The organism is Nocardiopsis sp. CNT312, assembly GCF_000515115.1.
Taxonomy (GTDB): Bacteria; Actinomycetota; Actinomycetes; order Streptosporangiales; family Streptosporangiaceae; genus Nocardiopsis.
Window position 1 is genome coordinate 95,185 of the sequence record NZ_AZXF01000020.1, and the last position, 15,037, is coordinate 110,221.

The 15,037-nt window shown below is 72.3% G+C and carries 7 protein-coding genes; 6 read left to right on the top strand and 1 reads right to left on the bottom strand.

The window, feature by feature from the left end; genetic code table 11:
- Nucleotides 1-2 precede the first annotated feature (2 nt).
- From brxD to B042_RS22730, 5 genes are all read left to right on the top strand, one after another.
- On the top strand, nt 3-1,328 hold the full coding sequence (gene brxD / locus B042_RS0110375) for a BREX system ATP-binding protein BrxD (protein WP_028648235.1): 1,326 nt from the start codon (nt 3-5) through the stop codon (nt 1,326-1,328).
- Entirely contained in the window at nt 1,325-3,487 is a 2,163-nt protein-coding gene (locus B042_RS0110380) for a DEAD/DEAH box helicase (RefSeq protein WP_028648236.1), read from the top strand. Before brxD ends, B042_RS0110380 begins: the two co-directional genes overlap by 4 nt.
- A gap of 881 nt (nt 3,488-4,368) precedes the next feature.
- Nucleotides 4,369-4,761, top strand: coding sequence for a hypothetical protein (locus B042_RS22725; RefSeq protein WP_051415609.1), 393 nt, complete (start codon nt 4,369-4,371; stop codon nt 4,759-4,761).
- Entirely contained in the window at nt 4,761-8,486 is a 3,726-nt protein-coding gene (locus B042_RS0110390; RefSeq protein ID WP_231493913.1) for an AAA domain-containing protein, read from the top strand. The genes B042_RS22725 and B042_RS0110390 overlap by 1 nt, the downstream gene beginning before the upstream one ends.
- Nucleotides 8,487-8,642: 156 nt before the next feature.
- Complete coding sequence (locus tag B042_RS22730) at nt 8,643-12,677, top strand: AAA domain-containing protein (RefSeq protein WP_051415610.1); 4,035 nt, start codon at nt 8,643-8,645, stop codon at nt 12,675-12,677.
- Between the two features lie 155 nt (nt 12,678-12,832).
- Here the strand turns inward: B042_RS22730 and B042_RS0110400 are convergent, their stop codons facing one another.
- Entirely contained in the window at nt 12,833-13,828 is a 996-nt protein-coding gene (locus B042_RS0110400; protein ID WP_197024253.1) for a LacI family DNA-binding transcriptional regulator, read from the bottom strand.
- A 242-nt stretch (nt 13,829-14,070) separates the two neighbouring features.
- On the opposite strand from B042_RS0110400, the gene B042_RS0110405 reads away from it, so the two are divergent.
- On the top strand, nt 14,071-15,018 hold the full coding sequence (locus tag B042_RS0110405) for a dihydrodipicolinate synthase family protein (RefSeq protein WP_028648239.1): 948 nt from the start codon (nt 14,071-14,073) through the stop codon (nt 15,016-15,018).
- The last annotated feature ends 19 nt before the right edge of the window (nt 15,019-15,037 follow it).

The following is a 15,037-nucleotide window of genomic DNA, read 5'->3' on the forward strand; positions in this document are numbered from 1 at the left end:
CCGTGCACACCGTCAGCGCCGCCCGCCGCGCCGAGGTCGTGGGTGCCCTGCGCCGCGGCACCGTGCCCCACGGCGGCCTCGATCTGTTCGCCGTCGGACTGGCCCGCTACGAGAGCGCCCTGGACAAAGCCCTGGGCGGCGTCACCGCGGGCGGTGCCGACTTCAAGGCCGTGCGCGGCGAGTACGGGTCCGGCAAGACCTTCTTCGTCCGGTGGCTGGGCGAGCGCGCCAAACGCGCCAACTTCGCCGTCACCGAGATCCAGATCTCGGAGACCGAGACCCCGCTGCACCGGCTGGAGACCGTCTACCGGCGTCTGACCGAACGCCTGACCACCGCCACCCAGCCGCCCAGTGCCCTGCGCGAGATCGTCGACAACTGGTTCTACTCCCTGGAGGAGGACGTCCTGGCCTCCGGTGAGGCCGACGAGAGCGACGAGGAGGCGCTCAACGCCGCTGTCACCGCGCTGCTGGAGCGCCGTCTGAGCGAGGTCGCCGCCGCCAACCCCGGGTTCGCCGCCGCCCTGCGCGGCTACCACCGCGCCCAGGCCGAGGGCGAGCCCGCCACCGCCGAGGCGCTCATCGCCTGGCTCGGCGGGCAGCCCAACGTCGCCGCCGCCGCCAAGCGCTACGCCGGAATCAAGGGCGACCTCGACCACTTCGGCGCGCTGGCCGCGCTCAAGGGGCTGCTCGTGCTGCTGCGCGACTGCGGCCACCCCGGGCTGGTCGTGGTCCTGGACGAGCTGGAGACCCTCCAGCGCGCCCGCACCGACACCCGGGAGAAGGGGCTCAACGCCCTGCGCCAGCTCCTGGACGAGATCGCCAACCGCCAGTTCCCCGGGCTGTACCTGGTCATCACCGGCACCCCCGCCTTCTTCGACGGCCCCCAGGGGGTGCAGCGCCTGGCACCCCTCGCCCAGCGCCTGGCCACTGACTTCCTGCCCGACCCCGCCCACGACAACCTCTACGCCGCCCAGATCCGCCTCTCCGGCTTCGACCTGGACAAGCTGCACGAACTGGGCGTGGCCGTGCGGGAGCTGTACGCCGACGGCGCCGACGCGCCCCAGCGGGTGCGCGACCGCGTCGACGACGGCTACCTGCTGGGCTTCGCCGAGGCCGTCGCCGGGGAGCTGGGCGGCAGGGTGGGGATCGCCCCCCGCCTGTTCCTGCGCAAGCTCGTGGACGTCATGGACCGCGTCGACCAGAACCCCGGCTTCGACCCCCGGCTCCACTACGGCCTCACCGTGGAGAGCCGGGAACTCACCGAGGTCGAACGCGGCGCCCGCGTCCAGCGCGCCGACAGCGCCGACGAGGTGGAGCTCGACCTGTGACCGGGACAGGGGACGGGCCGCCGGGCGGGGGCCCCGACAGCCTCGACCTGCTCCACCCCACCCTGGCCCACCACGTCGTCAACACCCTCGGCTGGCCCGGACTGCGCCCCCTGCAGCGCGAGGCGCTCAGGCCGCTCATCGACGGCGACGACGCCGTCCTGCTCGCCCCCACCGCCGGAGGCAAGACCGAGGCCGCACTCTTCCCGCTGCTCACCGCCATGTCCGCGCGCACCGGGGACGGACTGTCACTGCTGTACGTGTGCCCCATCAAGGCCCTGCTCAACAACCTGCTGCCCCGCGTGCAGTCCTACGCCGCGTGGATGGGCCGTACCGCCGAGCTCTGGCACGGCGACACCACCTCCGCCGGACGGCAGCGCATCCTGCGCGAGCGCCCCGACATCGTGCTCACCACCCCCGAGTCCCTCGAATCCATGCTGGTGAGCACCAAGGTCGACCACCGGGCCCTCTTCAAGGGCCTGCACGCGATCGTCGTGGACGAGGTGCACGCCTTCGCCGGGGACGACCGGGGCTGGCACCTGCTCGCCGTCCTGGAGCGGCTCTCCCGTGTGGCGGGCCGCCCCATCCAGCGGGTGGGCCTGTCCGCCACCGTCGGCAACCCCGGCGACCTGCTCACCTGGCTCCAGGGCTCGGGGGCGGGACAGCGCACCGGCAGGGTCGTCTCCCCCGGCGTCCACCTGCCCCGGCCGGGCCGCGCCCCGGCCGACCCCCCTCCAGGCGAGGTCGAACTCGACTACGTCGGCTCCCTGGACAACGCCGCCAAGGTCATCGCCTCCCTGCACCGGGGTGAGAAGCGCCTGGTGTTCTGCGACTCGCGCAAGTACGTGGAGGAACTCGGCCACGCTCTGCGGGAACTGGGAGTGACCGCCTTCCTGTCCCACGCCTCCCTGGCCCTGGACGAGCGGCGCCGCGCCGAGGCCGCCTTCGCCGAGGCACGCGACTGCGTCATCGTCGCCACCAGCACCCTGGAACTGGGCATCGACGTCGGCGACCTGGACCGCGTCATCCAGATCGACGCGCCCTCAACCGTCGCCTCCTTCCTCCAGCGCATCGGCCGCACCGGACGGCGCGCGGGCGGCACCCGCAACTGCCTGTTCCTGGCCGTGGACCGGGGCGGGCTGCTGGACGCCGCCGCGCTCCTGCACCTGTGGGGCCGCCACTGGGTGGAACCGGTGGTGCCCACCCCCGAACCCCGGCACATCGTCGCCCAGCAACTGCTCGCCCTGTGCCTGCAGGAACCCGAGGTGGCCCGGGAGCTGTGGCCCGAGTGGTGGGGCGGCCTGGCCCCCTTCCGCCAGGGCGAGCCCATCGCCGCCCACCTGATCAGGGAGGGGTTCATCGACCTGGACGGCGACCTGATGATGATCGGCCCCGAAGCCGAGAAGCGCTTCGGCCGCCGCCACTTCATGGGCCTCACCAGCGTCTTCACCGCACCGCCCCAGTTCACCGCCCTGGACGGGCGCACCGAGATCGGCCGCGTCGACCCGGCGCTGCTGTCGGCCGACGACAAGGAGAGCGGCCCGCGCCGTCTGCTGCTGGCCGGGCGCACCTGGGCCGTCACCTGGGTGGACTGGCGCAGACAGCGGTGCTTCGTCGAACCCGTCGAAGGCGGGGGAGGCAAGGCCAAGTGGGAGTCGGGCGGCCGCCTGGGCTCGGCCTTCCCTCTCACCCGCGCCGTACGCGAGGTGCTGCTGGGTGCCGACCCGAAGGTGCGGCTCACCCGGCGGGCGGTCCGCGCCCTGGCCGCCGCCCGGGACGAGCACATGGAGCTGGTCCACCCCGGCGGGTCGGTCATCGTGCGCGGCCGGGGCGGCGACCTGTGCTGGTGGACGTGGGCCGGGGCGCGTGCCAACCTCACCCTCGCCGCCACCCTGGGCCGGGCCGCTGACCCCAAGCAGCAGCCCGACGACTCCTGCCTGCGGCTCAACGCCGACCTGGACCCGACCGCGTGGACCGCGGCCAGGGACGCGGCGCGCGAGCGCGTCACCCTGCCCGGGGTGGCGGTGCGCGCCCTGGACGGGCTCAAGTTCGACGCGGCCCTGCCCCGCCACCTGGCCGAACGGACCCTTTCCGCCCGCCTGGCCGACGTGGACGGGGCCCGCGCCCTGCTGGAGGAGCCCACCCGCTTCGTGCACCTCTGACCCCGTTCCCCCCAGCGGAGTGGCAATGGCAGGCCCCTGTACCAGGTGTGATCGTGCCCGGCGAACTCGCACGCACCGTCGACGAACGCGAGAGGGGCGCCCCGGGGCGGTTCTCTCCCGGTGTCCGCGCCGCGGTGGACCAGGGGCAGGCGGCGGCCGGTACCGACCACAAGGGTGCACCGCGACGGATCACTGGGAAGACGGGAGGATGCCGGACGCAGCGCCCGGCCCGGTGCGGGCGGATCCCCCGCCGACGCCGGAACACCATCCGTGGAGAGGCCATGCCCGAGGACACCCCCGGCACCGCCTCGCGAGCCCTCCGGATCACGGCCGTGTCCGTGGCCGCGGCCGGTGTGTGCGCAGGTGCTCCAACGAGTCGACCCGAACTTCTTCCTGCTGTACTCCACCGTCCAGCCGGCCCTGCTGTGCGGTCTCGGCCAGGCGGCGCTGGTGCTGCGCGGACGGTCGGCGGGGTGGGAGGCCCCGCGTGACGCGACCTGTACCGCCCCGCTGGTGTCCGCAGTGGTCTACCTGGCGGTCATCCTGCCGCACCGGCCCCTGTCCCCCTCGGACGGAGCCATGGCCTGGGCCGCGACGGTGTGCCTGCACGGTCTGCTCCCGCTCCTCGCCGTGGCGGACTTCCTCCGTTCCGGCAGGCAGAGGCCACCGCGTTCCCGGGGAGCCGACGTCTCGTCCTGTTCGTCGCTCTGGGGACTTTTGTCCCCCGACGTGGCCGGAAGCGGCCAGAGGGCCCGATTCCCCGGCGGGACCCGGTCCCCGGTTGGTAGAACCTCCGTGGTGCGGTGTCGAAGGGCCGTGGCGGAGCGGCCGCCGAGCGGCAGGAGAGGGAGCGCGGGCGAGTGCGTCTTTCGGGTGGTCTGGTGGCCGGTATCGATTTCCGGGACGACGTCACAGAGGAGGAGGCCCAACAGCACACCCGGGACCTGGTCCTCCTCCTGGAGGACTTGGACGTCGATGAGGTGCGCACCGTCGAGGGGGAGCCCGCGGCCGGTACGCGTTCGGTCGATCCGGCCACCGTCGCCGGCGCCGTCCTGGTGACCGGTGCCCTGCTCAAACCCGTGCTCGCCCATGCCGTCACCCTCATCGGTGCCTGGATCGAGCAGAGCGGCCAGAGGTCGGTGACGGTCGAGGTCGAGGGAGCCAGGGTCACCGTGCAGGGGACGGTGGCGCCCGAGGACGTGGAGACCTACGTCCGGGCCCTGCGCCCCGGTCCCGGTTCCGTCGCCGGAGGCCCCGAGGAAGCCGACACCTGATGCGTACGGCCATCCTCATCGGCGTCAACCGCTACGAAGAGTTCGACGATCTGTACTCGCCCCGGGCCGACGTCAGGGAGCTCGACCGGGCCCTGCGGGACAACGGCCACTACGACCGCGTCGAGGCGCTCGTCGACCCCACGCGCACCGAGGCCATGGAGACGCTGGAGGCGACCCTGGCCGAGGGAAGCCCCGGCGACCTCGTGCTGGTCTCCTTCTCCGGACACGGGCTCAAGGACAAGCGGGGCAGACTGCACCTGGCCTTCCGCGACACCCGGCGCCGACGCCTGGAGAGCACGGCGATCTCGGCTGAAGTCCTCAAACGTATGCTGGAGGACTCCAGGACGCGCAGCAAGGTGCTCCTGCTGGACTGCTGCCACGGGGGCGCCTTCGCCGACGGATTCGCGACCCGTTCCGCCGAGGACGACCCCCTCGACCTCGAACGCCAACTCAGCGACGGAGCGGGCACCTACGTCATCGCCGCTTCCGGCGCTTTGGAGAAGGCCAGGGAGGGGGACAACACCCACGGGGTGCGCCCCTCACCCTTCAGCGCTTCGGTCGTACGGGGGCTCTCCGGCGCCGCTCCCGACGCCAACGGCGACGGCTGGATCGACGCGGTCGATCTCTACCAGTACGTTCACCGCGAGGTGGACCACGTGGAAGGTCAGCGCGTCACCGTGTCCACCCTCGGAGTGCGAGGGTCGCTGGCACTCGCCCGGCACACCGGGGCGGCCACGGCGACCGCCCTGCCCGGGGAAGCGGGGCCCGACCGCCGGTCCGGTCCGGGCGGGCCCGTCGAGACGGCGGGAGGGCGCGACGCCGGGGGCCGGCGGACAGGGCCCGCAACGCCTCCCGCCGGGTCGAGCGCAGGCGAGTCCCCGGGATGGCGCTGGGACGCCTTTCTGGACTACCAGCGCGAGTGCCTGACGAGGCAGAGCGTTCTCCAGCAGCTCCCCGACGCCAACGGCCGTGATGTGACGGTCTGCGAGACGGGCTCCGAGCCCCTGCTCAGCGGAGCCGAGGACCGGTGGCGGCTCGCCGGCCGGGCCGAGGGCCTTGCCAGGGAAGCCGCCAAGGAGGGCGCTCCCCTGCGCTACGGCTATCCGGCGGTGCTCTTCGACCCGTCCCCCTCCGCGGGGAAGGGGCGCGGGAAGGCCAAACTCGCCCCGTTGATCGTGATGGACGTGGAGATGGCGGAGGGGCCCGACGGGCGTTTCCTCGTCCCCGTCGGTGAACCCGAACTCAACCGGGAGCTGCTGGTCTCCGCCGCCGACCTCGACGAGAGCGACGTCGAGGAGCTGGTCTCCTGGTTCGAGGCCGACTGGCGGGGGAGCGGCGTCGCCGGTCTGGCCGACAAAGCACGCCTCGTGTGCTCCCGCCTCGGTCTGCGGCGGGTGGACGACCTCGTGGCCGGTGAACTGCGCGACTCCGTCGACGTGCGGTACGGCGCGCGTCGGGGTGCCCAGAACGCCGCCGTCCTCTACCGTGCCGATCCCGCCGGAGCAGCGGTCAAACAGCTTGTCGCGGACCTCGATCACGGCGGGGGCGGAAAGGGGATCCGGCTTGACGCCATACCCCGTACAGCGCTCGCCTCGCTGTCCGATCCCCGCCACGCCCTCCGTGGGCCCGGGGCCGTCCTGCCCGTGGTGACCGGCCGGAGCAACAGCGCTCAGGAGGAGATCCTGGCCTCGGCGATGAGCAGGGCGCTCACAGTCGCCACCGGTGCTCCCGGCACGGGCAAGAGCGAACTCATCACCTCGGTGGTCACCACCGCCGTCGCCGCCGGACAGTCCGTCCTGGTCGCCTCCACCAACAACACCGCCGTGGACGAGGTGGTCGCCCGCGTCAACCGGCTCGGCTCCCAAGCCGATCTGATGGTGCGTACCGGCAACCAGGAGAGGCGGGCAAAGGAACCGGAGATCCTCAACGCCCTGCTCGCCGCGGAGTGGGAGCCCGTCGACACCGCCACCGCGTACGCACACCTCGTCGGCTGCCAGCGAGGGCTGGAAGCGGCCCACGACGACCTGTCCGCCGCCGAGGAGACCGAGAGGCGCCTGGCATCGCTGGCGGGTGCCCGCAACCGGCAGGCCCCGCGCCTTCCCCGCGGCGTCACCCCGGACGCCTTCGGGGGCACGCGGCAGGTGCGCGACTGGACCCGCAGAGTGGAAACGGCGCTGGAGTCCCGCTGGCTCGGCTGGTGGCACCGCTGGCGGACGCGCCGGACCCTCGGGATCACCGGAACCGACAGGGAACTCTCCGAGGTGCTGGCGTTCCTGGCCATCGAGTGCGAGTGGAGGGACCTGCTCGAGAGCGGAGGCGGGCGGCCGTCCCCGGAGGAGGTCTCCGAGCGTGTACGCGCACTGCGTGAACAGCGGCGCGAGGTGAGCGGGGAGTTCCTGCTGGGCCGGTCCGCCGAGTCCCTGGCCCTCGGCAGGACCACCGTCGAGGACCGGCTCCGCAACCTGGCCTCGGGGGAGAACGGGTGGAAGGGGACCAAGGCGCTGGTGCGCGTGGTCCGGGCCTGGGCCACCACGTCCAGGTCGGTCCGCGGGGTGTTTCCTCCCGAGCCCGCCCTGTTCGACCTGGTGGTGGTCGACGAGGCCAGCCAGTGCACCGTGGCGGACCTGATCCCGCTGCTCTACCGGGCGCGACGGGCCCTGGTGATCGGTGACCCGCACCAACTCCAGCCGGTCAGCACTCTGACACCACGGGACGATCACGGGATCCAGGCCGCCCACGGGCTGGACCCCGCCGAGACCGAGGAACGCTCCCTGACCCACACCGGCTCCTCCGCCTATCACGCTGCCGCCTGCGCGCTGGTCGCCGGGGGTGGCGAGGTGCTCTGGCTGGACGAGCACTACCGGTGCCATCCCGACATCGTCACCTCCGTGAACCGGCGTTTCTACGGTGAACGGTTGGCCGTGCGCACCGATACGGCGGCTCTGGCCGCCCCGCACGAACCGGCCGTCCAGTGGGTCGACGTGCGTGGCGACTGCGAACGCCCCGGAGGCCGTTCCTGCCTCAACCAGCGGGAGGCGGAGGCGGTGGTCGACCTTCTGCGCGAACTCTGGCGGACACTGCCCGAGCGGGCGAGCATCGGCGTGGTGTCGCCTTTCGCCGCTCAGGTACAGCGGATCGAGCGCGCCCTCGGCCCACGTGCCCTCGAACGCATCAGGGTGGGCACGGCGCACCGCTTCCAGGGCGGTGAGCGGGACGTGGTCGTCGTCTCCCCGGCCGCGGCCACAGGGGTGCACAGCAGTAGCGGCCGATGGGCACTGCGGCAGCAGAACCTGTGGAACGTCGCGGTGACCCGGGCCCGGTCACGGCTCTACGTCGTCGGCGACCGGAAGTACTGGTCCGAGCAAGGGGGACTGCTCGCCGATCTCGCGGCCGAGCCCGTGCCAGGAACCGGACCGGGCTTCGGCGAGGCCGAGAGCCGACTGTTCGACGCTCTCACCGGCCGGGGGGCTCAGGTGAGGGCCCGCCACCGCGTGCAGGGCTATGTCTGCGATCTGCTGGTCACCGGTACCGCTCAGGAGACGGCGGTGATCGTCGACGGTGCCGGTCTCGGCGGCAGCGCTTCCCACGCCCCTGGCCGAGCCCTCCAGAGGACCCTCGACAGGGCCGCCCTGTTCGCCAGGGTCTCGGGCCTGCGCACGGTACGGGTTCCCGCGTGGCGGTGCCTGTCCGAACCTGACGCGGTGGCCTCCCGACTCCTCGGTTGACCGTGCGTCGACGGCCGACGGCCGGGGCCGGCCGTGCTCTCGAAGCAACGGCGCGGCCGACCCGGCGCACGGCACAACGGGACGAAAAGCTCACCACCGTATCCCGATGAGGTCACGTATCCCGAGAGACGGCGATACGTCGGAGAGGATGGCCGTATGCCCTTCACCCACGACGGTTCCGCGGACCCCTCCCCTCTGGTGGCGGAGGCCGTCAAACGCTGGCGCGCCGACCTGTTCGACGCGGGCGGTCGCAACACGCTGCTGTACTTTCGCGACCTCAAGGTCGGCACCCTGGACCTGGGCCAGGCGGACGCCCGAGCCCTGGACACCCTGCTCATGGGAAGGCCGGTCACGCTCGAGCGACTCTTCCCCGACGATCCCGACGCGGCGCGCAGGAGGGCTCTCGCCATCCGCAAGCGGACCGTCGAGTTCGAGGAGGAGCGCGGCGTCTGGACGTGCTATCTGGCCGAGGGGATGGCCGTCTGGGAGGAGGAGCGCAGGAGTCCGCAGGCCCCGGTCCTGCTTCGGGCGGCGACCGTCGAACCCGCCCGGGAGCGCGGCGAGTTCACCCTCACCCTGAGAGAGGAGACCGAGGTCAACCCGGCGCTCCTGCACGTACTGCGGACCTCCTTCGCCGCGTCGGTCGAGGCCGGGGACTTCACCGACCTGCTCGAAGCGGACGGACGGGTCTCCCTGGCGTCCGTGTCCGAGCGGCTCGCGAAACGGGCCCCGGGGGTCCCCGGTCTGCGGTTCGAGCCCCGCGTGGTGGTGGGGACCTTCAGCTACGCCAAGCTCCCGATGGTCACCGACCTGGACAACGCCGGGGAACTGCTCGCCTCCCATGACGTCGTGGCGGCGCTGTCGGGGGCCCCGTCGGCGCAGCGGGCCGTGGCCGCTGAGCGGCCGGAGACACCCGTGGACGCCCTCCCGCCCAAGGACGAGTACCTGGTCCTGGACGCCGACTCCTCCCAGAGCGCCGTGGTCAACGCCGTCGTCCGGGGCCAGCACCTGGTCGTCCAGGGGCCGCCGGGAACCGGCAAGAGCCAGACCATCGCCAACCTCATCGCTTCGCTCATGGCACGGGGCCGCCGCGTGCTGTTCGTGGCCGAGAAGCGTGCCGCCATCGACGCCGTGCTGTCCCGGATGCGCCACGTCGGCCTCGCCGACCTGGTCATGGACATCCACGGCGGGACCTCGGACCGGCGCCGCATCGCTCAGGACCTGGGAGCCACCCTGGAACGCGCCGCGCGGACCCGGCAACCGGACGTGACCGGGGTGCACCAGACGCTCGAACAGCGGCGCGCAGCACTCTCCCGCCACACCCGGACCATGCATGAACCCCGGGCGCCCTGGGGCGTCAGCGTGTTCCAGGCGCAGACAGCCCTGCTGGGGCTGGCAGGACACGCCTCGGAACTGCGCTTCCCCCTCCCGGTCCTCGAAGGGCTCACCGCGCGCACCGTCGAGGACGCGCGCGCGAACCTGCGCGAGTACGTGGACCGCGGCGGAACCTCCGCCGAGGCGGTCTCGGAATGGGCACGGGCGGACCTGCCCACGGGGGCCGAAGCGCAGAAGGCCCTGGACACGGTCCGCGATCTGCGTACACGCCTGCTTCCCCGCCTCCGTGAGGCCGTTCGGGCCGCGGCCGACGCGTGCGGGATACGCCACCCCGCCACACCGGCCGAGTGCGAGACGACCCGCGGACTCCTCCGCAGGGTCCAGGACACCGTCGAGGACCTGGGCCCGCAGGTGTTCGAAGCCGACCTCGACCGCTTCCTCCACGCCTTCAGCAGGGACCTGCGCAGAAGCGAGCCCCTCGACCCCCCGCTGAACTGGTCGGAGCGCCGCCGGCTGCGCCGCCGCGCACGCGGATGGACCACGACGCGCAAGTCCGCCGGAGAGTGGGCGCAGGCCCTCCAGCGCGCCCGTGCGGTCCGGCGGGAATGGCACGCAGAGCGCACCGACGGGGGAGAACCGCGCCTGATCGATACCCTGCCGGACCTGGAGGAGGCCCTCGGACAGTGCGTCCACGCACTCGCCGACCTGGGACGGGTCCTTCCGCGCGGCGTCTGCACACACGAGGCCTCCTTCACCGAGCTGGAGGCGCTCCTGACGAGGCTCTCCCGCGACACCCCGGGGGCGCACGGACGCCCCCGGACGATGGAGCTGCACTCCGCCCTGGTCAGTCGCGGACTGGAACCCCTGCTGCGCGAACTGCGCTCCCCGGAGGCCAGCGGTGCCGACGGCCCGGCGGCCGTGCGGAGGCTCGACCACGTCTGGTACTCCTCCATTCTGGAGCGGGTCGCCGCCGGCGATTGCGGATACGGGGCGTTCAACGGCACCAGCCTGAACACCACGGTGGCCGAGTTCGCCGAGTCCGACGGCGAGCACCTGCGCCGCAACGCCCAGCGGGTCCTGCGCCGGACCGCCGAGAGCCTGTTCACGATCCTGGACGCCCACCCGCAACAGCAGACCCTGGTCAAGAAGCAGGCGGGGCTGCGCCGCAGCCACATGCCGGTCCGCGACCTTCTGGGCGGGGCCGAGGAGACCCTGCTCGCACTCAAACCCTGCTGGGCCATGTCACCGCTGGTGGTGAGCCAGATCCTGCCCGCACGGCGGCTCTTCGACGTGGTGGTCTTCGACGAGGCCAGCCAGATCCCCGTGGCCGACGCGGTCCCGGCCATCGCCCGGGCCGACACGGTCGTCGTCGCGGGTGATTCGCGCCAACTGCCGCCCACCGCCTTCTTCGCCGGAGCCCGGGAGGAGGTCGAGGGGGCCGACGACCTCTCCTTCACCTCCGGCTTCGACTCCGTCCTGGAGGCGCTCCACCCACTGCTGCCCAGCCGGGCACTGAGCTGGCACTACCGCAGCCGCAACGAGCGGCTCATCGCCTTCTCCAACGCCAACGTCTACGACCGCTCACTGACCACCTTCCCCGGTGCGGAGGAGGAGGGCGCGGTGCGTCACGTCCTGGTGGAGGACACGGGGGACCCGGGCCAGGAGAAGTCGGTCACCGCCGAGGTGCGCAGGGTCGTGCGGGAGGTCATCGCACACGCCGAGTCCCGTCCGGAGGAGTCCCTGGGAGTGATCACCATGGGCATCGAGCACGCGGAGAGGATCGAGACGGCACTCGACCGGTCCCTGGCCCAGCGGCGCGACCTGGCGGGGTTCTTCGCAGAGGACCGCCGCGAGCGCTTCTTCGTCAAGAACCTGGAGCGTGTGCAGGGGGACGAGCGCGACGCCGTCATCCTCTCCCTCGGATACGGCAGGGGCGCCGACGGCCGGATGCGTCACCACTTCGGGCCCCTCAACCTCAAGGGGGGCGAGCGTCGGCTCAACGTCGCCGTGACCCGGGCCAAACGCCGGATGACCCTGGTGAGCTCCTTCGGCAGCCGGGACCTGGATCCCGGACGCCTCAACGCCGAGGGCGCCAAGCTCCTGCGCCGCTACCTGGAGTTCGCCGAGTCCGGTGGCAGCGACCTGGGCGCGGCCGTGGAGGAGAACCCCGAACTCAACCCCTTCGAGGTGGACGTACGCGACCGTCTGTCCGCCGCGGGCATTCCACTGATTTGCCAGTACGGTGTGGCCGGGTACCGGATCGACTTCGCGGCGGCCCATCCGCAGCGTCCGGGCCGGATGGTGCTGGCCGTCGAAGCCGACGGCGCCTCCTACCACTCCTCGGTCTCGGCACGCGATCGAGACCGGCTGCGCCAGCAGCAGTTGGAGAACCTGGGGTGGACCTTCCACCGGATCTGGTCCACCGACTGGTTCCGTGACCCGGTCAGCGAGGTGGCCAGGGCACGCCTGGCCTATGACCGGGCGGTCGACGCCGCCGACCGGTCCGGCGGGCAGGACAAGGCGGAGCCGGCCGCTGCCGGCCGTCGGCGCGGAGACCGGGGGAACCGGACGGCCGGGGAGGGCGCCGACGGGTCGACGGACGCACCCTCGACCGCGTCTGCCCCTCAACGGAGTGACCCTGAACCCTCTCTGCCGCCGGGCCTGACGATCACCGAGTACCGGCCACGGGACCTGGTCGCCCTGGCGGCCTGGATCGAGAGTGACGGACTGCTGCGCACGGAGGACGAGGTCCTGCGGGAGGCCATGCTTTTCCTGCGGTTTCGGCGCAAGGGCAAGCGCATCGAGGACGCGCTCACACGGGCGATACGTTCCGCCCGTGCCCGCCGCGGCCGTTGAGGGGTGTGCCCGCTCCGTTGCGTGTGCAATGCCTGTGAGGACACGGATCCCCGCGATACGCGGCACCGCGCCCGCCCGCGTCTCACCCCTCCCCGGGCGGGCCGCGGCACCGCCCCGGCCGGCTGCGGGGCGGACGGCGAACTCTTGGGCGGGGTTCAGGGGGGCGCGGTGCAGGACTCGCGTTCCACCAGGTTCGCGCCGACGCGGTAGACCCTGCCCGAGGTCCCGTCCGGCTGCGGGCCCTCGCGCATCTGGTGCAGCAGCAGGTCGAAGCACAGGCGGCCGAGTTCGGCCGCGCCGTTGTCCACCACGGTCACCGGCGGCTGCCAGCTGCGCAGCCAGAGGATGTCCTCGTGGCAGACCAGGGACAGGTCGTGCGGTATCCGCAGTCCCCGGCCGATCAGGGTCGGCAGGATCCCGAAGACGGCCTCGTGGTTGGCGGCGAACAGCGCGGTCGCGTCCGGTCGGCGGTCGAGGAGGGCGGTTGTGGCGTTCGTGCCGAACTCCGGGGTGAAGGGACCCCGCTCGACCAGTTCGGGGTCGACCTCCAGCCCCTGCTCCCGCAGCGCCTGCTGGTAGCCGGCGAAGCGCTCCCGGCCCGAGTTGGCCGAGTCGGGGCCTCCGACGTAGGCGATGTGCCGGTGGCCCAGCTCCAGCAGGTGGCGGGTCGCCGCGTGCGCTCCTTCGCGGTCCGAGGCCAGGACCGAGGGGGCCCGCCCGCTCCGCGGTGCCCGGATCACGTTGACGACGCCCGTCCCCGAGACCATCAGCTCGTCGCACAGGTCGGCGTTGTCCCCCGTGCCGATGACGACGAGGCCGTCGACGCTGTGCTCGGAGAGCATGCGCAGGACCGTGCGCTCCTTGCCGGGGTCGGAGTCGGTGATGCAGAGGATCACCTGGTAGCCGGCCGCGGCGGCGCGTTTTTGCACGACCTCGGCGATGGTGTGGAACGAGGCGTTGATCAGGTTGTTCATCACCAGGCCGACGAGGCGCGACTGGCGGGAACGGAGCGCACTGGCGGCCCGGTTGGGCCGGTAGCCGAGCCTGAGCGCGGCGCTCTCCACCACGGCCCTGGTGGCTTCGGAGATCAGCTCCGACCCGCTCAGGGCCCGGGACGCGGTACTCCGCGACACCCCTGCCGCCGTAGCCACGTCTTTGAGAGTGACCGCCATATCTTCCCCTCGCCGAGGTGCAACTTTATGAGATCGATTGCAGGAATCCTAGCTCAAAGTATCCGAGTGTGAACCCCGGCGAGGGGCCGTCTCCTCGTTTCCTCAGGTTAAAACAATGTTTCTCCCTTGACTTTCCGGTGGCTCGGTGTCGAACATAGTGCAATCGATCCCAAAGACCTGACCTGGGATCTTTGGGACGGAGAATCGGAAGAGGCACGCGCATGGACCGCACCGACGTGGACTGGCGGGGGTACTGGCCCGCCGCCCCCACACCCTTCGACGCCGACGGCGCCTTCGACGAAGGCGCGTGGAGGGACCTCCTCGGTCTCTACGTGGACCAGGGGGTCCACGGGATCCTGGTCAACGGCAGCACGGGGGAGTGGTTCAGCCAGAGCGACGCCGAACGGAAGCGCGTGGCCTCAAGCGCGGTCCGCGAGGTGGCTGGACGCGTCCCCGTCATCGTGGGGGTGAGCGCCTACACCCCGGGAGGGGCGTCGGAACTGGCCCGCCACGCCGCCGAGGCGGGGGCGGACGGCGTCCTCGCCACCCCTCCGCCCTACGTCCACCCCACCTCAGAGGAGGTCCTCGCCTTCTACACAGAGGTCGCGGCAGCCACGGACCTGCCGTTCATGGTCTACAACTGGCCCCGGGGCGTGGCGGTCGACCTGGCCGCGGACCAGGACCTCATCCGTCGGCTCTGCGACATCGCGGCGGTCGTCGCGGTCAAGGACAGCACCGGGGACCGGATGCGCATGAGCGCCACGGTGGAGTCCGTCGCCGACCGCGCGCGCGTCTTCGGATCGTTCCTGCACCGGTGGGGGCTGGCGGTCCTCGCGGGTCTGGGCGGCGACGGCAACATCGATGGAGGCGGACTGGGCGCCCCCTACGCCGTGCCCGCCTACGAGGCGTTCTTCGCCGGGGACACGGAGCGGGCGGCCGCCTGGATCGATCGCTACACGGCCCTGTCCTCCGCACTCGTCAACCCGGACTACAGCGGTCGGATCGCCTCCCCCATCTCCCAGCTCAAGGCGGCCATGGGCCTGCTCGGCCACCCCGGCGGCACGGTCCGCCCCCCGCTCCTCCCGGTGACGGCCCCCGACGACCTGGAACGGCTGCGCTCGGCGCTCACCGCCGCCGGACTCACCCCGACCCGGGGGGAGGACAGATGAGGAAGCGGACCGCCCCGCG

Coding starts and splice junctions, on each gene's coding strand:
- B042_RS0110390 (WP_231493913.1), top strand. CDS start 4,761: ATGCGTACGGCCATCCTCATCGGCGTCAACCGCTACGAAGAGTTCGAC.
- B042_RS22730 (WP_051415610.1), top strand. CDS start 8,643: ATGCCCTTCACCCACGACGGTTCCGCGGACCCCTCCCCTCTGGTGGCG.
- B042_RS0110405 (WP_028648239.1), top strand. CDS start 14,071: ATGGACCGCACCGACGTGGACTGGCGGGGGTACTGGCCCGCCGCCCCC.